The sequence below is a fragment of the Streptomyces sp. CLCI03 genome (assembly GCF_053615355.1).
The window spans coordinates 6,771,843-6,791,840 of the sequence record NZ_CM132132.1 but is presented as its reverse complement, the minus strand read 5'-3'; the positions used below and the strand labels follow the sequence as shown (position 1 = coordinate 6,791,840).

17 protein-coding genes and 1 pseudogene are annotated in these 19,998 nt (G+C 72.7%); 9 read left to right on the top strand and 9 right to left on the bottom strand.

Annotated features, from left to right (window positions below):
* Positions 1 to 7 precede the first annotated feature (7 nt).
* Positions 8 to 307: a DUF6506 family protein gene (locus ACWG52_RS31385; RefSeq protein WP_389808452.1), complete on the top strand. Its 300-nt coding sequence runs from the start codon at positions 8 to 10 to the stop codon at positions 305 to 307.
* Positions 308 to 322: 15 nt separating this feature from the next.
* On the opposite strand, the pseudogene ACWG52_RS31380 reads toward ACWG52_RS31385, so the two are convergent.
* The 4 genes and pseudogenes from ACWG52_RS31380 to ACWG52_RS31365 all read right to left on the bottom strand — a co-directional run.
* Positions 323 to 776: pseudogene (locus ACWG52_RS31380) on the bottom strand (transposase); the annotation flags it as partial.
* Positions 777 to 823: 47 nt separating this feature from the next.
* A complete protein-coding gene (locus ACWG52_RS31375) occupies positions 824 to 1,261 on the bottom strand; it encodes a hypothetical protein (protein ID WP_389808450.1) in 438 nt (145 codons plus the stop codon).
* A 40-nt stretch (positions 1,262 to 1,301) separates the two neighbouring features.
* Positions 1,302 to 2,051, bottom strand: a complete 750-nt coding sequence (locus tag ACWG52_RS31370) for an ABC transporter permease (RefSeq protein ID WP_389808447.1) — start codon at positions 2,049 to 2,051, stop codon at positions 1,302 to 1,304.
* Between the two features lie 37 nt (positions 2,052 to 2,088).
* Positions 2,089 to 3,000 (bottom strand): ABC transporter ATP-binding protein, encoded by a 912-nt coding sequence (locus ACWG52_RS31365; protein WP_389808445.1) that lies wholly within the window; start codon positions 2,998 to 3,000, stop codon positions 2,089 to 2,091.
* Positions 3,001 to 3,108: 108 nt separating this feature from the next.
* On the opposite strand from ACWG52_RS31365, the gene ACWG52_RS31360 reads away from it, so the two are divergent.
* From ACWG52_RS31360 to ACWG52_RS31350, 3 genes are all read left to right on the top strand, one after another.
* Entirely contained in the window at positions 3,109 to 4,284 is a 1,176-nt protein-coding gene (locus ACWG52_RS31360; RefSeq protein ID WP_390135593.1) for a sensor histidine kinase, read from the top strand.
* A 4-nt stretch (positions 4,285 to 4,288) separates the two neighbouring features.
* Complete coding sequence (locus ACWG52_RS31355) at positions 4,289 to 4,939, top strand: response regulator (protein ID WP_390135591.1); 651 nt, start codon at positions 4,289 to 4,291, stop codon at positions 4,937 to 4,939.
* 100 nt (positions 4,940 to 5,039) lie between these two features.
* Positions 5,040 to 6,194, top strand: a complete 1,155-nt coding sequence (locus tag ACWG52_RS31350; protein ID WP_453126560.1) for an ROK family transcriptional regulator — start codon at positions 5,040 to 5,042, stop codon at positions 6,192 to 6,194.
* Positions 6,195 to 6,303: 109 nt separating this feature from the next.
* Here ACWG52_RS31350 and ACWG52_RS31345 read toward each other — a convergent pair whose 3' ends face one another.
* Both ACWG52_RS31345 and ACWG52_RS31340 read right to left on the bottom strand, forming a co-directional pair.
* On the bottom strand, positions 6,304 to 6,924 hold the full coding sequence (locus ACWG52_RS31345) for an RICIN domain-containing protein (RefSeq protein ID WP_390135588.1): 621 nt from the start codon (positions 6,922 to 6,924) through the stop codon (positions 6,304 to 6,306).
* Between the two features lie 397 nt (positions 6,925 to 7,321).
* Positions 7,322 to 8,092 carry a GntR family transcriptional regulator gene (locus tag ACWG52_RS31340; protein WP_161292874.1) on the bottom strand — a complete coding sequence of 257 codons (771 nt, stop codon included), beginning with the start codon at positions 8,090 to 8,092 and terminating at the stop codon, positions 7,322 to 7,324.
* Positions 8,093 to 8,380: 288 nt separating this feature from the next.
* Here ACWG52_RS31340 and ACWG52_RS31335 point away from each other — a divergent pair, with 288 nt between their 5' ends.
* The 4 genes from ACWG52_RS31335 to ACWG52_RS31320 all read left to right on the top strand — a co-directional run bounded on the left by ACWG52_RS31335 (position 8,381) and on the right by ACWG52_RS31320 (position 14,586).
* Positions 8,381 to 9,232, top strand: a complete 852-nt coding sequence (locus ACWG52_RS31335; protein WP_389808435.1) for an alpha/beta fold hydrolase — start codon at positions 8,381 to 8,383, stop codon at positions 9,230 to 9,232.
* 179 nt (positions 9,233 to 9,411) lie between these two features.
* Positions 9,412 to 10,980, top strand: a complete 1,569-nt coding sequence (locus ACWG52_RS31330) for an alkaline phosphatase D family protein (RefSeq protein ID WP_390135586.1) — start codon at positions 9,412 to 9,414, stop codon at positions 10,978 to 10,980.
* Positions 10,981 to 11,137: 157 nt separating this feature from the next.
* On the top strand, positions 11,138 to 12,634 hold the full coding sequence (locus tag ACWG52_RS31325) for a GNAT family N-acetyltransferase (RefSeq protein WP_453126557.1): 1,497 nt from the start codon (positions 11,138 to 11,140) through the stop codon (positions 12,632 to 12,634).
* 248 nt (positions 12,635 to 12,882) lie between these two features.
* Entirely contained in the window at positions 12,883 to 14,586 is a 1,704-nt protein-coding gene (locus ACWG52_RS31320) for a DUF885 domain-containing protein (protein WP_390135581.1), read from the top strand.
* A 124-nt stretch (positions 14,587 to 14,710) separates the two neighbouring features.
* Here ACWG52_RS31320 and ACWG52_RS31315 read toward each other — a convergent pair whose 3' ends face one another.
* On the bottom strand, positions 14,711 to 15,229 hold the full coding sequence (locus ACWG52_RS31315) for a rhodanese-like domain-containing protein (protein ID WP_389808423.1): 519 nt from the start codon (positions 15,227 to 15,229) through the stop codon (positions 14,711 to 14,713).
* 94 nt (positions 15,230 to 15,323) lie between these two features.
* Between ACWG52_RS31315 and ACWG52_RS31310 the strand changes: the two genes are divergently transcribed.
* Positions 15,324 to 15,770, top strand: coding sequence for an Lrp/AsnC family transcriptional regulator (locus ACWG52_RS31310; protein ID WP_389808421.1), 447 nt, complete (start codon positions 15,324 to 15,326; stop codon positions 15,768 to 15,770).
* Here ACWG52_RS31310 and ACWG52_RS31305 read toward each other — a convergent pair.
* Together ACWG52_RS31305 and ACWG52_RS31300 are read right to left on the bottom strand one after the other, a co-directional pair.
* Complete coding sequence (locus ACWG52_RS31305) at positions 15,760 to 18,771, bottom strand: AAA family ATPase (RefSeq protein WP_390135574.1); 3,012 nt, start codon at positions 18,769 to 18,771, stop codon at positions 15,760 to 15,762. The two genes, ACWG52_RS31310 and ACWG52_RS31305, sit on opposite strands and share 11 nt — an antisense overlap.
* Complete coding sequence (locus ACWG52_RS31300; RefSeq protein ID WP_390169130.1) at positions 18,768 to 19,937, bottom strand: exonuclease SbcCD subunit D; 1,170 nt, start codon at positions 19,935 to 19,937, stop codon at positions 18,768 to 18,770. Before ACWG52_RS31300 ends, ACWG52_RS31305 begins: the two co-directional genes overlap by 4 nt.
* Positions 19,938 to 19,998 lie beyond the last annotated feature (61 nt).

Genomic DNA, 19,998 nt, shown 5'->3' with positions numbered 1-19,998 from the left:
GATACGTATGGCGCTCACACACTGGGGGTTCATCTACACGGCGGACGGCAGCGCTGCAGGTGGCGATGTCAGCGTCGTGGACACGGGTACGTGCCGCAGTGTGTTCGTCGGGGTGGAGACGCCCGAGGAGGTCATCGAGGCCGCGCGCCGCCTGGTGGGCGAGGGCGTGCAGCTGATTGAACTCTGCGGGGGATTCGGGCCGGTATGGGCCGGGCGTGTGATCGAGGCGATCAACGGCGCAGTCCCCGTGGGCGCGGTGGGCTACGGACCCGAAGCGGTCGATCAGGTGCACGCGATTTTCTCGTGACGGGTGCCGGCTCCTTCACTCCGACTGGGACCGGAGCCGGAGCCGAATGGCTACGGCGGTGACGGTGCCGTGAAAGATGTGGGCCCTCTTTTCGTATCTCGTCCGCTGGTTCTTCGGTTCGGGGATGGTGTGCTCGATCTGGCGTCGGCGCAGGTAGCGGCGGTTCCGCCGGGATGAATACGCCTGGTCGCCGCCGAGATGATCGGGCCGGGTCCGCGGGCGCCCACCGTCCGGGCGGGCGACACGGACACGCTCCATCACGGGAACGAGCTGCGGTGGGTCGCCCCACCGACCCGGCGTGACGAGGAAGGCGAGAGGCCGGCAACTCCCTGACCAAGCAGATGAATCGTGCAGGTCAGCCCGCCCGAGAGCGTCCGAGCCCCTCATCGGGGCGGTGCTGCCTGGGCATCCGTCATCCCGGAACCCGGGGTGGCTTCTTGCGTGCTGGTCTCCCCGCTCCATGAACGTGCCGAGGACTTGAACCCGGGACCGGTCACACGATCCGTCGGACAGGCCCTAGAGCGGATCGATGACGGTGACCCCTGCCATGAGCTGGTAGGGGTCCTCCTCGGACCACTGCGCCACGTAGGCCACCAGCCAGTGCTCTCCGACCCGCCACAGGTGCACGTGGTCGGTGCAGTCGCCGATCTCCCCCCACGGCTGCGGTATCTCCTCCCCGCCGAAACCGCGCTCCCTCAGCGTCTCCAGACCCACGACCTGCGGCTCCCCCCACCGGTCGGTCACCGCCTGGGCGAGCGCCCCGTACTCGGCACCGATCTGATCGGCCGCCTCGATCCGGCCCGTGCCGTCGTCGTCCCAGAAGTCCTGTGTCCTGGCGAGCTGGACCAGGTGGAATCCCGGGCCGCTGCTGTTTCCTCCGGTCCGGACCGGCTCGGGCGGGAACTCCTTCGCCCGGAGCCGGTCGATCGTGTCGAGGTGCTCTGCCGTGGTCATACCGTCAGTATCCCGAGGCCCACTGACAACTGGCCCGACGTCACGCGTCCCGGCGGCGCACCGCCAGCCAGCCTCCCAGCACGGCGATCGCCGCCCACAGCGCCAGCACGCCCAGACCGGCCCACGGGCCGAGGTCACCGTACGACTGACTGCGCATCATGGCCTGTCCGGCCCGGTCCGGCATGAACTGCCCGATCCCGCTCGCCGCCGAACCGACGACGAAGGACACCATGACCACGAAGGGTATGAGCATGCTCAGGACGGCCACGCCGCTGCGCAGCACCGCGGTGAGTCCGGCCGCGAACAGCGTCATGAGCGTCAGGTAGAGGCCGCAGCCGACGACGGCCCGCACGGTGCCCGGGTCCCCCAGGGCGAGGGCGCGCTCTCCCATGAACGCCTGGCCGGCCGTGAAGGTCAGCAGTCCGGCGAACTGGCCGACGACGAGGGCGAGCGCCCCGAGCATCGCGATCTTCGACAGGTAGAACCGGGTGCGGTCGGGCACCGCGGTGAGGCTGGTGCGCAGGGCTCCGTTGTGGAACTCGGCGGAGAAGGCGGTCGCGCCGAAGGCGATGGCGGCTATCTGGCCGAAGTTGAGCCCGTAGAAGGCCGCGAGGAGCGGGTCCTCCCCCATGCCGCCCTCGTCGGTCCCGCCCAGTGCCGCGGCCGTCAGGGCCTGTATGCCCACCGTGGCGACGAGGACGGATATCAGGGACCAGAAGGTGCCCCGCAGGGACCGGATCTTGATCCATTCCGAGTGCAGTACGGCGGTCGTGGGCAGAGCGGCGCTCATGGCGAAGCCTCCTGGAAGTGCGGGAGCGGGTGGTCGGTCAGTGGGTCGCGGTGAACTGCGCGTGATCGGCGGTGAGGTCGAGATAGGCCTGCTCGAGCGAGGCGCGCTCATCGGACAGTTCCAGGAGGGGAACCCCTTCGCGGGCGGCGAGGGTGCCCAGCCGCTCGGCCTGTATGCCCTCGACGGTCCATCGCCCTTCGGTCGAGGAGGCCAGCTCGAAGCCGTCCCGGGCCAGTGCGGCCCGTAGCCGCACCGGGTCGGAGGTGCGCAGGCGCACCCTGGGGGTGCTCCGGGCGTCGATGAACTCCTTCATCGAGGTGTCGGCCAGCAGCCGGCCGTTGCCGAGCACGACCAGGTGATCGGCCAGCGCGGAGGTCTCCGACATCAGGTGGCTGGAGACCAGGACGGTGCGTCCTTCGGCGGCGAGGGAGCGCATCAGCTCGCGGATCCAGATGATGCCCTCGGGGTCGAGGCCGTTGGTGGGCTCGTCCAGCAGGAGCACACCGGGGTCGCCCAGCAGCGCGGCGGCGATGCCGAGGCGCTGGCGCATGCCGAGCGAGAAGGACTTGATCCGCCGCTCGGCGACGGAGGTTATGCCGGCCTGCTCCAGGACCTCGTCCACCCTGTTCGCGGGGATGCGGCCGGCCGCGGAGAGCAGGCGGAGGTGGTCACGGGCGGTCCGCCCGCCGTGAGCCGCCTGTGCGTCGAGGAGAGCGCCGACCCGATGCAACGGGTCCGGCAGGTCGAGGTAGTGCCGGCCGCCGAGGGTGGCCGTGCCGGATGTGGGCCGGTCCAGACCCAGGAGCAGGCGCATCGTGGTGGACTTCCCCGCGCCGTTGGGGCCCAGGAATCCGGTGACCCGCCCGGGCAGGACGTCGAAGGTGAGGCCGTCCACCGCACGGTGGGTGCCGTATCGCTTGGTGAGTTCTCGGATCTCGATGCTGTTCATGGCTCAAGACTCGCCGCCGGCCCCATCCCCTTCCCTCCCCCATGCGAGGGTGGCGTCTCCCCCACGTGGGGGAGACGGCCGCGAACAGGGCGCTGCCACCATGGAGTCATGAACCGACTGCTGCGCGCCCCGTTCCAACCGGTGACCTATTCACGCTGGTTGCACCTCTGCGTGCCGCTGCTCCTCCTGGCCGTATGGATGTTCATCATGCCCCGGTGGCCCTGGGTGCCGCTGCTGCTCGTCCTGCCGTTCGGGTTGCTGCCCTGGGTGCGACTGGCGGAAGGCCTTCAGGCGCGGTTCCTGCTCACGCCGTACGACCGCGACTCCTCCGACAGCGCCATAAGCCTGGCTCCGTCGGCCCACTGGGCGGACCGCTGGCGCACCGTGCTGTGGCTGGAGACGCGGATGGTGATCGCGGTCGGTGCGTTCGGCGCCACGGTCTGGCTGTCGGCGATGGCGGTGGAGCTCGTCGCGACAGCCGTCGGTCATCCTCTGGGTTCGGACCTCTTCCTGCCGTTCGTGCCCGGGCGCTGGGTCGCCGCACTGCTGGTGCCCGTGCCGTTGGTCGTCCTCATCGCCATCGTGGCCCTGCTCGGCGAGTTGATCACCGCGGTCGCCACCCGTCTGCTCAGCCCGTCCGCCGCCGAGCGGCTGACCGCTTTGGAGGCGCGCACGGAGCAGTTGTTGGAGCGCACCCGCATCGCGCGGGAACTGCACGACTCCATCGGGCACGCCCTCACCGTGGCCGTCGTGCAGGCGGGCGCGGCCCGCGCCGCGGGTGATCCCGCCTTCACCGATCGGGCGCTGTGCGCGATCGAGGAGACGGGCCGGGCCGCGCTGGAGGATCTGGAGCGGGTGCTGGGGGTGCTGCGGGAGTCGGGACAGCGACCGTCCCAGGGGCCGACGCTGGCGGAGGCCGACCGGCTGCTGGAGTCGGCCCGGGCTTCCGGCTCCGCCGTGGACGCGCAACTGACAGGGTCGCTGGAGAAGTTGCCGGGTCCGGTCACCCGGGAGGGTTACCGGATCCTGCAGGAGGCTCTGACCAACGTCCTGCGCCATTGCGGTCCCGTGCCGGTGCGGGTGCGGGTGGAGATGACCGCGGGCCGGCTGGACCTGGAGGTGACCAACCCCCTGCCGGAAAGCCCCGGGGTCACGGCGGGCGGCGGGAGCGGGCTGCGCGGGATCCGAGAGCGGGCCGCGCTGCTCGGCGGCGAGGCCGAGACCGGTCTGCACGAGGGGGGTTGGAGAGTGCGCGCCCGGCTGCCTCTGGAGCGAATACGCTGACCGGATGCCGGTTACCGTACTGCTCGTCGACGACGAACCCCTGGTGCGTGCGGGTCTGCGCGCCGTCCTGGACGCCCAGCCCGACATCGAAGTGGTGGGCGAGGCGGCCGACGGGGCCTCCGTGATCCCCTTGGTCCGGCAGTTGCGGCCGAACGTGGTGGCGATGGATGTGCGGATGCCGCTCCTCGACGGGATCGAGGCGACCCGCGCGGTGCTGCGGACGGTGGACTCCCCGCCGAAGATTCTCGTGGTGACCACCTTCGAGAACGACGAGTACGTCTACCAGGCGCTGCGGGCCGGCGCGGACGGCTTCCTGCTGAAGCGGGCCCGGCCTTCGGAGATCGTGCACGCGGTACGGCTGGTGGCGGAGGGCGAGACGCTGCTCTTCCCCGCGGCGGTGCGGGCCTTGGCCGCCGAGTACGGGAACCGACAGGCCCGGGCGGTGCTGGAGCGGGCCGCCCTGACCGAGCGGGAGGAGGCGGTCCTGCGGCTGATGGCGCGGGGGCTCACCAACGTGGAGATCGCCGCCGAGCTGATCATCGGGACGGAGACGGTCAAGTCGCACGTCAGCGCGATCCTGGCGAAGCTCGGGGCGCGGGACCGGACCCAGGCCGTGATCACGGCGTACGAGTCGGGGTTCGTCTCCCCCGCATGAGGGAAGGTCTGCTTCCGGCCGATGGGGGGCTGCTTCTCGCCGACACACCGGTCGGGCAGTACGATCCGGCTGACAAGCTCGCTACCTGGGAGGACACACGTTGGGGCAGCTGACCGGCGGGGACCCCTCTCTGCTCCGGCGGATCAATTCCGCCGTGGTGCTGCGCGCACTGCGGACGGCCGGATCGCCGACCCTGACCGACCTCACACGGTTGACCGGGCTCTCCCGGCCGACCGTCGAAGGTGTCGTGGAGGGGCTGATCGCCACCGGGCTCGTGGTCGAGGCGGACGCGGAGGAGGGTGCGCGGCGGCAGGGCCGCCCGGCCAGGCGGTTCCGGTTCCGGACCGAGGCGGGGCACCTGCTGGGCATCGAGATCGGCTCGCACCGGATCGCGGTGCTGCTGTCCGGGCTCGACGGCCGGGTCATCGGCGCCGGCACCAAGGACATCGCGGAGACGGCGTCCGCCGATGAGCGGCTGGAGAAGGTACGGGCGGCCGTAGCCGATCTGCTGCGCCGCGCCGGGGTGCCGCGGGACTCGCTGCGGGCGGTCGGCGTCGGCAGCCCCGGCATCGTGGAGGCGGACGGTACGGTCCGCCTCGGCACGGCGCTGCCCGGCTGGACCGGGCTGCCGCTCGGGGAACGGCTGCGGCGCTCCTTCCGCTGCCCGGTGCAGGTGGAGAACGACGCGAATGCGGCCGCGGTCGCCGAGCACTGGAAGGGTGCCGCGCGGGACACCGGCGACATGGTGTTCGTGATGGCCGGGCTCAGCCCCGGGGCCGGTTCGCTGATCGGCGGCAGGCTGCACCGGGGTTTCGGTGGAGCGGCCGGCGAGATCGGCGCCCTGCACCTGCTGGGCCGCGAGGTCACGCCCGAGCGGTTGCTGTCGACCACCGGTGAGCCGCTGCATCCGCTGGACGAGCCTGCCGTCGCCGAGGTCTTCGCGATGGCCAAGCGGGGCGACGAGCGGGCGGTGGCCGCCGTGGAGCGGTTCCTGCAGCGGCTGGTGCACGACGTGGCGGCGCTGGTCCTGGCGATGGATCCGGAGCTGGTGGTCGTCGGCGGCTGGGCGGCCGGCCTGGACGGGGTCCTGGAGCCCCTCCGCCAGGAACTGGAGCGCTACTGCCTGCGCCCGCCGCGGGTGGCCCAGTCGATGCTCGGCGAGGCCGCGGTGGCGACCGGCGCCCTGCGGCTCGCGCTGGACCATGTCGAGGAGGAGCTCTTCGCGGTGGAGAAGACGGTCACGGCCCGCCGCTGACCCCGCCGTGGATCCTGGGTCCGGTCCGGCACGGGCTCCTCGGGTCGCCCGTCGTCGACGCGCGCCCCGAGGGCGGTCCGCCTCCGGATACCGCGTCCGGATACCGCGGTCAGTCGGTCCAGACGTCCCACCACTGTTGCGACTGGAAGTTCTTCTGCCACAGCTGGACACGGGCTCCGTTGCCCACGACGTTCGCGTCGCGGTCCATGACGATGTTGCCGCCGCCGTAGAAGCGGGCGTTGTAGATCGCGCGGTCGCCGGACGGGTGGGACCAGCTCTGCTGCGGGGTGTTGTTGCAGTCCCAGATCTGCACCTTGGTGCCGTTGCGGCCGCCGCCGTTGAGGTCGGCGTCCAGGCATTTGCCGGGGAAGCGGTAGCTCTCCAGCGCGCCGTTGTTCCAGAGGTACCAACGCTGCTGGGTGGAGCCGTTGCACTGCCAGATCTGGACGACCGTGCCGTTGCCGCCGCCGTTCGCGTCCACGTCCAGACACTGCGTGGTGGGGCGCTTGGCGAAGTCGTTGGTGATCCGGACGGGCTGGTTCAGTAATCGCTGCGGTGCGGGGGCCGCCACCCCGGGTTCCGGAACGGTCCAGTGCACGGGCCGGGGCTCGTTCCGGTCCGGGACGGCATGCGTACCGGTGGGGTCTGCGCCGGCGGTTCCGGTGAGAGCGGTGGCGAGGATTGCGACGGCGGCTGCGGTGACCGCCGCCGGTCGGACGATGCGAGGCACGTTCTTTCCCTCCTGGCTCTTCGGGTGCGTGCGGGAGGCGCAGCGGCAGGCCGGGGTGCCACGGTGGTACGCGTGCCGGTGCCACGGGCCGGGAGACAGCTGAACACGGCCCGGGCCCCCGCGTCAGGGCGCCTATCGGCCACGCGGGCTCGGGCAGCGGCGGCCGAGGAGCCGGCGGGCCCGGGAGGCGTGGCCTCGCGTGGCCTCGCTGGGCGTGGCGGAGCCTGGCGTGGCGGGGGTGGCAGGCGCTGCGCTCCACCGATGCCCCGTCAGCCCCGGTTCCGCGCGTCCTCGTTGTTCGCGACAGGGATCCGGGCACGTGTACGCATACGCCCGCCGATCGCCGCCGTCAGTGGTCCGAGGCCGCGGTGGCCGGGAAGCCTCGCACAGGGTCGCGTCAGGAGGCGACGCGCGACTCGTGGGTGATCTCGACGTTGCCCGAGTCGCCGAAGGTGAGGCGGCAGGTGTCCGCGCGGTAGGTGGCCACCGAGACCGCAGCCGTGCCCGCGGTGGTGAAGTAGCGCGTGGTGACCACGAGCACCGGGGCTCCGGGCAGGCGGTCCAGCTCCTTGGCGTCGTCGGCGCGGGCGGAGCCGAGTTCCACCGAGCGGTCCTGTCCGTCGAGCACCAGCCGCTGCAGTTCGCGCAGGACGGCGCGGGCGCGGGCCGGGCCGGCCGGGGCCTCGATGGCGGGGAGTCCGGGCACCGACGCGGCGGGGACGTAGAGCAGTTCGGCGGCGACGGCCTGGCCGTGGGAGACGCGGGTCCGGCGCACCGTGTGCACCGGCTGGTCAGCGGCGAAGGCGCCCCCGGTTCCGAGGAGTTTCAGCACTGCGGCCGTCGGCAGGGTCTCGGCCGCGTCCACCGGCTCCCAGCCGTCGACGCTCTCGCCCGGCCAACTGTGCTGCGCGCTGCCGACGGCGACGCCGACGCGCGGCGGGGCGACGGTGGTGCCCACGCCACGGCGGCGCTGCAGGCGACCTTCGAGCTCCAGCTGCTCCAGTGCCTGACGCAGGGTCGCGCGGGCGACACCGAAACGGGCGGCGAGCTCACGCTCGTTGGGCAGCACCTCACCGACGGCGAAGTCCTGGTCGAGCGCCTCGCTGAGGACGGTCTTGAGGTGCCAGTACTTCGGCTCCGGTGCCGTTTCGAGCTGCGTGGTCCCCACCCTGACTCCTCCTGCCATCGCTGCACTCGCCGTGTGTTCCAGCGGCAGTTCCGCGCCTTTGTTTATTAAAGGTTCCTGCACTATCCCTGCGACGATAGGACGGCACACCCCCTTGGTCAAGACCAATGCTCATACCTTTGCCGGGCAGAACGGGCATACGTATCAAGCCGTTCATAGGATGTTCTCGTGGGCACGGAAGGCTTGTAGTCAAGGGCTACCGGACGGTAATCATGGCGGTAGGCACTACTGACATCCTGTCTCGCACGCGTCCAACCGACGAGGAGCAGCATGACCGCCACGGTCTCCTTCACGATCGATTCGCCGCTCGGCCCCCGCCCCACCACCATCGCCTACGAGCGCAAAGGCGCGGGTGAACCCCTTCTGCTGCTGCACGGCATAGGCCACCACCTCCAGGCCTGGCACCCGGTGATCGACATCCTGGCCGCCGAGCACGACGTGATCGCCGTCGACCTGCCCGGCTTCGGCGCCTCGGAGCCCCTGCCCAAGGGGGTTCCGTATTCCCTGGGGACGGTGGCCCCGGCACTCGGGGCGCTCTGCACGGCCCTCGGCGTCGAGCGCCCGCACGTCGCGGGCAACTCGCTCGGCGGTCTGCTCGCCCTCGAAATGGGTCGGAGCAACCTCGTCCGCTCCGTCACCGCCCTCTCCCCCGCCGGCTTCTGGACCGAGGCCGAGCGCCGCTACGCCTTCGCCACCCTCCTCGCGATGCGCGCGGGCGCCAGGGCGCTGCCCCTGCCCGCCGTCCGGCGGCTCTCGCGCACCGCCGCCGGGCGTGCCGCGCTCACCGGCACGATCTACGCCCGCCCGTCCCGCCGCCCCGCCGAGGCCGTCGTCGCCGAGACCCTGGCCCTGCGCGATGCCACCGGGTTCGAGGACACACTGGCCGCGGGCGGCTCCGTACGCTTCACCGACGACGTGCCCGGCATGCCGGTGACCATCGCCTGGGGCAGCCGTGACCGACTGCTGCTGCGCCGGCAGGGCGTCCGGGCCAAGCACACGGTTCCCGGCGCGCGACTGGTCCGTCTTCCGGGCTGCGGCCACGTCCCGATGAACGACGATCCGGCGCTCGTGTCCCGGGTGGTGCTCGACACGGCCCGCAGCGCACAGCTCGTGGCCGCCTGAACGACCCGACCCGATCCGATCCGGCCGGATCGGATCCCGGATCAACCGAACATCTGAACAGATGAACGAATGAGCGGCTGACGGCTGTTCATCCGGGGTTCGCGTGGGCAACGCGGCCGGGCCGGTGTGCGACGGCACGCTGGTCCGACCCGTCCTCGCCGGCCCCAGGAGACGTACCGATGGCATCGATCCCGCACACCCGACGGTCCCTCATCGGCGGTTCCCTCGCCCTGTCCTCCGCGCTCATCGCCGCACCCGCGCTCGCCGCCCCCGCCTTCGCGCGCTCCGGCCGGCCGGCTGCGCTCTGGGGCGTCCAGTCCGGCGAGATCACCGCCCACTCGGCCACCGTGTGGACCCGTTCCGACCGCCTGGCACGGATGTACGTCGAGACCTCCCCGAGCGAGGCGTTCCGCTACGCCGTACGCCGCCACCGCGGCCCGCTGCTCGGCCCGTCGAGCGACTTCACCGGCACCACCGTGCTCCGCGACCTGCCGCCCGGCCGGCAGATCCACTACCGGGTCGTCCTGACCGACCCCGACGACCCCCGCCGCAGCTCCGCACCGGTCCACGGCACCTTCCGCACCACCCCCGTCTCCCGCCGCCACGACGTGCGCTTCCTGTGGTCCGGCGACCTGGCGGGCCAGGGCTGGGGCATCAACCCCGATCTCGGCGGCTACCGCGTCTTCGAGGAGATGCGACTGCGCGACCCCGACTTCTTCCTCTTCAGCGGGGACACCATCTACGCCGACGGGCCGATCAACGCCACCGCGCCGCTGCGCGACGGCACCCTCTGGCGCAACGTCACCACCGAGGAGAAGGCGAAGGTCGCCGAGACGCTCGCCGAGTTCCGTGGGAACTTCCGCTACAACCTGCTCGATCGCAATCTGCTCGGCTTCAACGCCCAGGTCCCGGTCCTCGCCCAGTGGGACGACCACGAGGTGCGCAACAACTGGTACCCCGGCCAGCTCATCGACGACCCCCGCTACACCGTCAAGGAGGCCGACACCCTCGCCGCCCGTGCCCGCCAGGCCTTCGGCGAGTACTTCCCCGTCACCGACCTGCGCGGAGGCCGCGCCGAGGGCCGGATGTACCGGGTGATGCGGTACGGCCCGCTGCTCGACGTCTTCGTCCTCGACATGCGCACCTACCGGAACGCCAACTCCCCCGACACCCAGCCCGAGGACCCCATCGGCATCCTCGGCCCCGAGCAGCTGGCCTGGATCAAGCGCGAGCTGTCCCGCTCCCGCGCCACCTGGAAGGTCATCGCCGCCGACATGCCGCTGGGCATCGTCGTCCCCGACGGGGCGGCGAACTTCGAGGCCGTCGCCCAGGGCGACCCGGGCGCACCGCTGGGCCGCGAGCTCCAGATCGCCGAGCTCCTGCGACACATCAAGCACCAGCGCATCACGGGCACCCTCTGGGTCACGGCCGACGTGCACTACACCGCCGCGAACCACTACGCGCCGGAGCGGGCGTCCTTCACCGACTTCGCGCCGTTCTGGGAGTTCGTGTCCGGCCCGATCGGCGCGGGCGGCTTCCCGGCCGGGCGGCTCGACGCCACCTTCGGCCCGGAGACCGCCTACGTACAGTCGGCCCCCTTCGCCAACATGTCACCGTCCGAGAACCCGCCGTACTACGGTGAGGTCGACATCGACGGCGGCAGCGGGGAGCTCACCGTCCGGCTGCGCCGCCAGGGAGGGGGCGTGCTCTTCACGCGGACGCTCCAGCCCGGCCGCGTGGGTCAGTGACGTCGGAACGACCGGATACCTCCGGAAGCGGCGGCCGCTCCGGCCCGCGATCCGGAAATGGCCCGGAAAACTGGGTGAAATCGGCCAGATGGACACTTAACCAGTCGGTCACAGATCGTTCGTGATCACGCAACACCCCTGCGCCACAGTGGTGTGCATGACTGACCGTAACCCCGCCTCCGTCCACCGTCACCACCGTCACCACTGGCGCCGTGACGTCGTCGAACTCGCCGCTATGTTCTGCGCCGTGGCAGTCGCCGACGCCATCGCCAATCTCGTCGTGCACGGCCCGAGGGGCCCCGTCCTGCTCGTGGCCTCGGCCGTCGCACTCCTGGTGACGGCGGCCTTCCACACCTGGTGGGCCCGGCGCCACAGCCATGCGCCCCCGCCGCGGGGCACAGCTCCCACCGATCCCGAGTCGCTCCCGTCGACGAGCCCCGGCGCGGCCGCGACAGCGAGCGCGACCGCGACCGCGACCGCGACCGCGACCGCCAACAGCACCACCCTCTGGCGGATGCGCACGACCGTACGGGACGAGCCGGGCTCCCTGGCCGCACTCTGCACCGCCCTCGCCCGTAACAGCGTCGACATCCTGACCCTCCAGACGCACCCGCTTCCCGAGGGCGGCACCGTCGACGAGTTCCTGTTGCGCGCCCCGCAGGAACTGCCCTCCGCCGACCTCGGCCGAGCCGTCTCCCGGGCCGGCGGCCACAGCACCTGGATCGAGCGCGCCGACGCCCACGACCTGGTCGACACCCCCACACGGGTCCTCGGCCTCGCCACCCGCACCGCCCTGGACGCCGCCGAGCTTCCCCTCGCCCTGCGTCAGCTGCTCGGCCGCTGCACGATCCACTCGATCCCGGCGACCACCCTCGCCGGTCGCCCCAACGCCGGCGCGGACGCCCCGGTCGAGGGGGTCCTGGAAGCGACGGTGATGCGGCTGCGCGACCCCTCCGGCGGTGCGATCACCGTGGAGCGGCCGTACCTGCCCTTCACCCCGACCGAATTCGCCCGGGCCCGCGCCCTCGTCGAGCTCGACGCCCGGCTCGGCCCCCGCGTTCCGCGCAACCAGGACGTGCTGACCCTGCCCGAGGGCAACGAGATCACCGTGCGCCGCGCCGACGGCTCCGACCTGCCGGCGGCCCGCGCCATGCACGACCGCTGCTCCGAGCGCACCCTGTCGCTGCGCTACCACGGCCCCGTCCACGACGCCGACCGCTACCTCGGCCACCTGCTGAGCCCCCGCTTCGGCCGCACCCTCGCCGCGACCACCGCCTCCGGCAAGCTCGTCGCCCTCGGCCACCTGCTGTGGGACGGCGACGAGACCGAGGTCGCCCTGCTCATCGAGGACGACTGGCAGCGCCGCGGCATCGGTTCCGAGCTGCTGCGCCGGCTCCTCGCGATGGCCGTCGAGGCCGGGTGCGACAGCGTGTACGCCGTCACCCAGGCCTCCAACACCGGCATGGTCGCCGCCATGCGCGGCCTCGGCCTCCCTCTCGACTACCAGATCGAGGAGGGCACCCTGGTGATCACGGCCCGGCTGGACGCGACCCCGGTCAGCTCCCGCCTGCCCTACGAGCCGCCGTACGAGCTGCCCCGCGCGCTCCCGTACGAGCTCCCCCGCGAGCAGTCGGCTCCGCACCGCCGCCGCTGAACGATCCGTCCGGACCACCGGGACCCCGACCGGGTCCCGGCTCCGGCGGGGCGGCGGTTCCGGCGGGATCCGGCCAAGCTGCGCGCGTACCGCCCTCGGCGACGCTCCGGCCACGGCCGTGAAGTCGCTTGTCCGGCACGGTGGTTGAATGTTTTTCGCACGGACTGCCGACCTCGCTCCGGCCCTCGTCAGCAGTCCGACGGCAATCGGTGATGACGGGAACCCGTCTCGCATACGAAGATGTCCGCATGTCAGAGACCCTCCACAACGGCAGTGCACCTCGGCTGCCCCGCCAGGTGGCCGACGCATACGTCGACGACCTCATCGCCCTCGACCCGATCACGGGCACCTACCTCGGTGTCGCCGCGAGTTCGAGCAAGCTCCCGGACTTCTCCCCGGCGGGCCGTGCGGCCCTGGCCGAGCTCATCCGCGAGACCCTCACGCACCTCGACGCCGCCGAGTCGGTGCCCGGCGCCGACAGCGACGCCGAACGCCGATGTGCCCGGCTGCTGCGCGAGCGCCTCACCGCCGAGCTCGCCGTGGTGGAGGCCGACGAGGACCTGTGCGCGGTCAGCAACATCCACAGCCCCGCGCACTCCGTCCGTGAGATCTTCTCCCTGACCCCCTCCGACACCGACGAGGACTGGGCGGCGATCGCCGAACGCCTGCGGGCCGTACCGGCCGCCTTCGCCGGCTACCGCGAGAGCCTCGAACTGGGCCTGGAGCGCGGCCTGTACGGTGGCCCGCGCGCCACCACCACCATGATCGGCCAGCTCACGACCTGGGTCGGCCAGGACGGCTCCGAGGCACCCTTCTTCGAGGGCTTCGTCTCCGCCGGTCCCGACCCCCTGCGCACCGAGCTCGACGCCGCGGCCGCGGGCGCGACCGCCGCCGTCGTCGAACTCCGCGACTGGATGCAGTCGGTGTACGCCCCGGCCGTCGAGGGCAAGCCGGACACCGTGGGCCGCGAGCGGTACGCCCGCTGGGCCCGCTTCTTCAACGGCACCGACCTCGACCTGGAAGAGGCGTACGCCTACGGCTGGTCGGAGTACCACCGGCTGCTCGCCGAGATGAAGTCCGAGGCGGCCAAGATCCTTCCGGGGGCGGGCCCCTGGGAGGCGCTGGGGCACCTGGACGAGCACGGCACGCACATCGAGGGCGTGGACGAGGTCCAGGCCTGGCTGCAGGGCCTGATGGACGAGGCCATCGAGAACCTCGACGGCACCCACTTCGAACTCGCCGAGCGCGTGCGCAAGGTGGAGTCCCGCATCGCCCCGCCGGGCGGCCCCGCGGCCCCGTACTACACGTCCCCCTCGGAGGACTTCTCCCGCCCGGGCCGCACCTGGCTGCCCACCATGGGCCTGACCCGCTTCCCCGTGTACGACCTGGTGTCCACCTGGTACCACGAGGGTGTGCCGGGCCACCACCTGCAGCTCGCGCAGTGGACGCACGTGGCGGACCAGCTCTCGCGCTACCAGGCCACCGTCGGCATGGTCAGCGCCAACGCCGAGGGCTGGGCGCTGTACGCGGAGCGGCTCATGGACGAGCTGGGCTACCTCAAGGACGCCGAGCAGCGCCTGGGCTACCTGGACTGCCAGATGATGCGCGCGGCGCGGGTCATCGTGGACATCGGCATGCACGTGGGCCTGGAGATCCCGGCGGACTCGCCGTTCCACCCGGGCGAGCGGTGGACGGTGGATCTCGCGCAGGAGTTCTTCGGCCTGCACAGCGGCCGCCCTGCGGACTTCGTCGAGAGCGAGCTGACCCGCTACCTGTCGATGCCGGGGCAGGCGATCGGCTACAAGCTGGGCGAGCGCGCCTGGCTGCTGGGCCGGGACAACGCGCGTGCCGCGCGGGGCGATTCCTTCGACCTGAAGGCCTGGCACATGGCGGCGCTCTCGCAGGGCTCACTGGGTCTGGACGATCTGGTGGACGAGCTGTCGAAGCTCTGACGGCACGGCCTCGGCCGCTCCGGTGGCCGAGGCCGACGTCGGACGACGGACGACGGACGACGGACGGGCCGCTCATCCCCGGGGGTGGGCGGCCCGTCCGCGTCGGCGCCGTAAGACGCACACATCAGCAGCCGCAGTCGTCCGAATCGGTCGGCGCGGTCAGCGGGTCGGCCTCGGCGCGCTGCCGGCCGCCCTGCCAGGTCTCGACCTCGAAGCCCTCGCGGATCCAGTACTCGATGCCGCCGAGCATCTCCTTGACCTGGAAGCCCAGTTCGGCCAGGGCGAGGGCGGAGCGGGTGCCGCCGTTGCAGCCGGGGCCCCAGCAGTACGTCACCACGGGGACGTTCTTGTCCAGGAGCCGCTCGGCCTGATCGGGCACGAGGGCGGTGGGCAGGTGGACGGCGCCGGGCACGTGGGCCTGGTCCCAGGACGGGGTGGAACGGGAGTCGACGAGCTGGAAGCCGAGCTCGGCGCCCTGCTCACGGTGGGCCTTGAAAGCGGCGGCGACATCCGACACGTCCGCGTGGAAGGCCAGGCTCGCGGAGAAGTACGCGGCCGCCGCTGCCGGGGAGGCCGGGGGCACCCGCAGCACGGGGTTGGGGGTGGCCGTGGGGGCGGAGGTGGTGTTCTGCGTCGTCGTCATGGCAAGAAATCTACGATTCGTCGATCATCGCAGGAAGTGACTTTCCCCGGCCTTCTCCTTGTCCGACCGGGGAATTCCCTGCTAGACCTGCAGCATGACCGACTATTCCCCTGACGCCACCGACTGGCGGATCCTCGAAGCCCTCCAGCGGGACGGGCGCGCCAGTTTCACCGAGCTCGCCCGCTCCGTGTCCATGTCCGCGAGCGCCGTCACCGAGCGGGTCCGCAGGCTGGAGGAGAGCGGCGTCATCACCGGCTACACGGCGGTGGTGGATCCGGAGAAGCTCGGCAAGTCGATCCTCGCGCTGGTGCGACTGCGCTACCCGCACGGCAACTACAAGCCCTTCCACGACTTCCTGGAGGCCACCCCGGAGATCCTGGAGGCCCACCACGTCACGGGGGACGACTGCTTCGTCCTCAAGGTCGCGACGCGTTCGATGGCGCACCTGGAGGAGGTCACGGGCCGGATCGCGGGGCTCGGTTCGGTGACGACGAGCGTCGTCTACTCCTCGCCGCTGCCCCGCAGGCCGCTCAGTCCGTGAGCGCCGCCGTCCGGTGGCGCACCACGGAGCCGCCGCGCTGCTTGACGATCTCCAGCTGGGTCTGGACGCGGGTCCGCAGGTCGGCGACGTGGCTGACGATGCCGACGCTGCGGTCCCGCTCGCGCAGTGCGTCCAGGACGTCGAGCACCTCGTCCAGCGCCTGGTCGTCGAGGCTGCCGAAGCCCTCGTCGATGAAGAGGGTGTCGAGACGCATGCCGCCCGCCTCGTCCGTGACCACGTCCGCGAGGCCGAGCGCCAGGGCGAGCGAGGCGAAGAAGGTCTCGCCACCCGACAGGGTGGCGGTGTCCCGCTCGCTGCCGGTCCACGCGTCGACCACGTGCAGTCCGAGGCCGGAGCGCCCCCGTCCGCTCGCCCGCGCGTCGGAGTGGACCAGGGTGTAGCGGCCGCCGGACATGCGCAGCAGCCGTACCGTCGCGGCGGCGGCCACCTGCTCCAGGCGGGCGGCCAGCACGTAGGCCTCCAGGCGCATCTTGCGCTCGTTGTCGGCGGAGGTGCCGGCGGTGAGTCCGGCCAGCCGGGCGACCCGGTCGTAGGCCTCGCGCAGCGGGCCGAGCGCGCGCAGTTCCTGCTCGGCCTGCCGGGAGAGCCGGTCGAGCTCCGCGCAGCGCACCCGGGCCGCGTCGGCCGCCGACCCCGCCGTACGAAGCTTCGCCGCGGCGGAGGTCGCGGCCGCCTCGGCCGCGTCCGGTGCGGCCGGAGGCAGGGCTGCCGCCTGGGCGGCGCCGGTCTCGCGACGGCGGTCCGCCAGCAGGGCCTCCTCCGTCTGCCAGGCGTCCATCCGGTGTTGGAGCGCGGTGCGTTCGTACTCCGGGAGCACCGCGTCGGCGGCGGCCTCGACGGTGTCGAACCCGGCCTTGAACGAGGCGTCGGCGAGCTGGTCGTCGGCCTCCTTCAGCCGGGCCGCGGTGGTCTCGGCCCGGCGCAGCGAGGTGGCGGCGCCGGAGACGATCCGGACCCGGTCCTCCAGGGTGCGGGCACGGGCCGCGACGGTGGGCGCACCGTCCCGGACGAGGGCCAGTTCGGCCTCCAGTCCGGCCTGTTCGCGGTCCAGGGCCTCGCGTCGGGAGGCCCTGGCGGCGGCCCGGTTCTCGGCGCCCTGCCGGTCGGCGTTGCGCGTGGCGTGCTCCCGCTCGGCCCGGGCGAGCTGTTCCCGGGCGGCGTGCAGGCCGGCGGCCGCGGCATGGGCGGCGGCATGACGATCGCTCAGGTCGGCGGTCAGGGTGAGCAGTTCGGCGGTGGTGGCGTTCCCGGCGGCGGCCGCGGCCTCGGCGCGGGCCTCCTGCGCGGCGGCGAGCCGGCGCTCGACGGCGGCCCGCGCCTGCTCGGCCCGTTCGAGATGGGCATGGGCGGCGTCCTCGGCCGCGCGGTCCACGTGGCCGGGGGCCGGACGGGCCGGAGCGGGGTGTTCCGCGGACCCGCACACGGTGCAGGCCTCCCCCGCGACCAGTGCCTCGGCGAGCTCGGCGGCGATGCCGCGCAGCCGGGCCTCCTTGAGCTCCAGCCAGCGCTCGCGGGCGGCGGCCGACTCCTCGCGCAGGGTGAGCAGTTCACCGGCGGCGCGCGTCGCGTCGCCGTCGAGCTCGTCCCGTCGCCGGGCGGAGTTCAGTTGCATGCGGGCGGGTTCCAGTCGGCCCGCGAGCTGCTCGGCCAGGGTCGCGGCCTGCTGGGCGGCGTCCACGCGCTCCTGCAGCGCCGCGCGGGTCGCCTCCCAGCGCTCCAGCCACTCGGCGGACTCCTGGTGCTGTTCCTCGGCGGCGCGGGACTCCCGTTCCAGGTCGGCCCGTTCGCGGCCGATCTCGGCGCTGCGCTGTTCGGAGCGCTGCGCCGCGCCGAGGGCTCCCAAGGCCTCGCGCAGGCGCTGCTCGACGTCGGCCAGTTGCTCGGCGCCCGCTTCCCCCAGCGCCGGCGGGAGCTGAGCCCGGGCGGAGGTCTCGGCGTGCGCGGCGGCCAGGTGCGCGGCGGAGGCGGCGCCGCGCAGTTCCAGGGCGGGGGCCACCAGGGCTCCGCGCCGGGCCCGGTCCAGCAGGTCGCGCACGCGGTCCCGTTCGGGTGCGGCCTCGGCCAGCAGGGCGGCCCGCCGGAGGGTCTCCGCGTGGCGGCGCTGGAGCCGGTCGAGTTCCCGTGCGTCCTCGGCGGCCCGCCGGGCGGCGGCGTGCCGGCTCTCGACGGCGGCCAGCGCGTACTCGGCGACGTCGAGACGTTCGCGGGCCGCGCAGCGGGCGACGGCCGCCCAGGCGCGGACGGCCTCGGCGAGTCCGGGATCGCCCGGCTGGTGGCCGGGCATCGGCCAGGCCCGGAGGTCGGCGCTGTCGCCGGCGGCCTGGGCGAGCCGTTGGGCGGTGTGCAGCACCTTCTCGTCGCCGGCGCGGACCTTGGCCTCGGCGGCCCGGCGGCGCTCGCCGAGCAGGGCCTCGACGGCGGCGAAGCGGCGGGTGTCGAAGAGTCGGCCGAGCAGGCGGCCGCGGGCCGCCTCGTCGGCGCGCAGGAACTTCGCGAACTCCCCCTGCGGCAGCAGCACGACCTGGCAGAACTGCTCGCGGCTCATGCCGAGCAGCTGCTCGATCTCCTCGCCGATCTCCTGGTGGGAGCGGCTGAGCGGCTCCCAACCCTCGCCGGTGTGCTCGCGCAGCCGGCTCTGGGCCTTGTCCTTGGTGGTGCCCGTGCCGCGCTTCTTCGGGCGTTCCTGTTCGGGCCGCCGGGTGATCTCCAACCGGCGTCCGCCCGCGGTGAGTTCGAGGGTCACCTCGGTCGGGGTGTCGGCGGCGGCGTGGTCGCTGCGCAGGCTGGTGCCGGGGGCCTGGCGGGGGCCGGGCACGGAACCGTAGAGGGCGTAGCAGACGGCGTCGAGCACGGAGGTCTTCCCGGCTCCGGTGGGTCCGTGCAGCAGGAAGATGCCGGCGCCGGACAGGGCGTCGAAATCGATCTCCTGAGGTTCGGCGAAGGGTCCGAAGGCGGTCACGGACAGACGGTGCAGCCTCATCGGTGGGTCTCCCGGTGGCTGTCGTCGGCCCGTACGTCGTCGAAGGCGCCTTGCAGGACGGCCCGTTCGGCCTCGTCGGCGTGGCCGCCGCCGCGCACGTGGGCGACGAAGTCCTCGGCGATCTCCTGGTCGCTGCGGCCCTTGAGCCGCTGGGCGTAGGAGGCGCCGGCCTCCTCCTGGCGGCCCTCGGGGTCGAAGGCGAGGGTGAGGGTGTGCGGGAAGCGGGCGGCGAGGCGGGCCATGGGGTCGTCGGGTCGGACCGGGTCGGTGAGGGTGGCCTCGACCCAGGCGTCCTCGTGCACCTGGTGCGCCGGATCGCTCAGCAGGTCCTCCAGCCGTCCGCGCAGTCGGGCGAGGGTGCGGGGTACGGGGGTGTCGACGCGCTCGGCGTGGACGATGTCCCCTTGCGCACCCAGTTCGATCAGCCACATGGTCTTGCGGTGGTCGGCCTCGGAGAAGGAGTAGGCGAGCGGGGAACCGGAGTAGCGGACCCGTTCGGCGATGGTCTGGCTGCCGTGGAGGTGGCCGAGGGCGGCGTAGTCCACGCCGTCGAAGACCGAGGCGGGTACGGCCTCGACCCCGCCGACGGTGATGTCGCGCTCGCTGTCGCTGGCCTGTCCGCCGACGACGAAGGCGTGCGCGAGGACGATCGAACGGGTTCCGGGCGCGCGGCCTGCGAGGTCGGCCCGGATGCGGTCCATGGCGGCGCCGAGGACCGCCTCGTGGCTCACCTTCTCGGCGCCGAACTGATCCTTGACCAGGGCGGGCTCCAGGTACGGCAGGCCGTACAGCGCCACGTCACCGTGTACGTCGGTCAGGACGACGGGGTCGGCGCAGCCGGCCGGGTCGGTGCGCAGGTGGATCCCGGCCCGGTCGATGAGTCCGGCGCCGACGCCGAGCCGGCGCGCGGAGTCGTGGTTGCCGGAGATCATCACGGTGGGTACGCCCAGGTCGGCCAGGCGGTGCAGGGCCCGGTCGTACAGCTCGACGGCGGGCAGCGGGGGCACGGCGCGGTCGTAGATGTCACCGGCGACCAGGACGGCGTCGACCTCGCGTTCGCGCACGGTCTCGATGAGGTGGTCGATGAAGACCGCCTGGGCGCCGAGCAGGTTGACCCGGTGGAAGGCCCGCCCGAGGTGCCAGTCGGAGGTGTGCAGGAACTTCACTCGCCGGCCCCGCCGCGCATGCCGTCTCCCCCTGGTCGTCTCCCGCTCGCTGAACCCCTCT

Excerpts from the sequence above, each read along its gene's own strand:
- ACWG52_RS31310 (WP_389808421.1), top strand. The coding sequence starts at position 15,324 with ATGACCGACTATTCCCCTGACGCCACCGACTGGCGGATCCTCGAAGCC.
- ACWG52_RS31320 (WP_390135581.1), top strand. The coding sequence starts at position 12,883 with ATGTCAGAGACCCTCCACAACGGCAGTGCACCTCGGCTGCCCCGCCAG.
- ACWG52_RS31360 (WP_390135593.1), top strand. The coding sequence starts at position 3,109 with ATGAACCGACTGCTGCGCGCCCCGTTCCAACCGGTGACCTATTCACGC.
- ACWG52_RS31370 (WP_389808447.1), bottom strand. The coding sequence starts at position 2,051 with ATGAGCGCCGCTCTGCCCACGACCGCCGTACTGCACTCGGAATGGATC.
- ACWG52_RS31330 (WP_390135586.1), top strand. The coding sequence starts at position 9,412 with ATGGCATCGATCCCGCACACCCGACGGTCCCTCATCGGCGGTTCCCTC.
- ACWG52_RS31305 (WP_390135574.1), bottom strand. The coding sequence starts at position 18,771 with ATGAGGCTGCACCGTCTGTCCGTGACCGCCTTCGGACCCTTCGCCGAA.
- ACWG52_RS31335 (WP_389808435.1), top strand. The coding sequence starts at position 8,381 with ATGACCGCCACGGTCTCCTTCACGATCGATTCGCCGCTCGGCCCCCGC.
- ACWG52_RS31315 (WP_389808423.1), bottom strand. The coding sequence starts at position 15,229 with ATGACGACGACGCAGAACACCACCTCCGCCCCCACGGCCACCCCCAAC.
- ACWG52_RS31365 (WP_389808445.1), bottom strand. The coding sequence starts at position 3,000 with ATGAACAGCATCGAGATCCGAGAACTCACCAAGCGATACGGCACCCAC.
- ACWG52_RS31355 (WP_390135591.1), top strand. The coding sequence starts at position 4,289 with ATGCCGGTTACCGTACTGCTCGTCGACGACGAACCCCTGGTGCGTGCG.
- ACWG52_RS31375 (WP_389808450.1), bottom strand. The coding sequence starts at position 1,261 with ATGACCACGGCAGAGCACCTCGACACGATCGACCGGCTCCGGGCGAAG.
- ACWG52_RS31385 (WP_389808452.1), top strand. The coding sequence starts at position 8 with ATGGCGCTCACACACTGGGGGTTCATCTACACGGCGGACGGCAGCGCT.
- ACWG52_RS31325 (WP_453126557.1), top strand. The coding sequence starts at position 11,138 with ATGACTGACCGTAACCCCGCCTCCGTCCACCGTCACCACCGTCACCAC.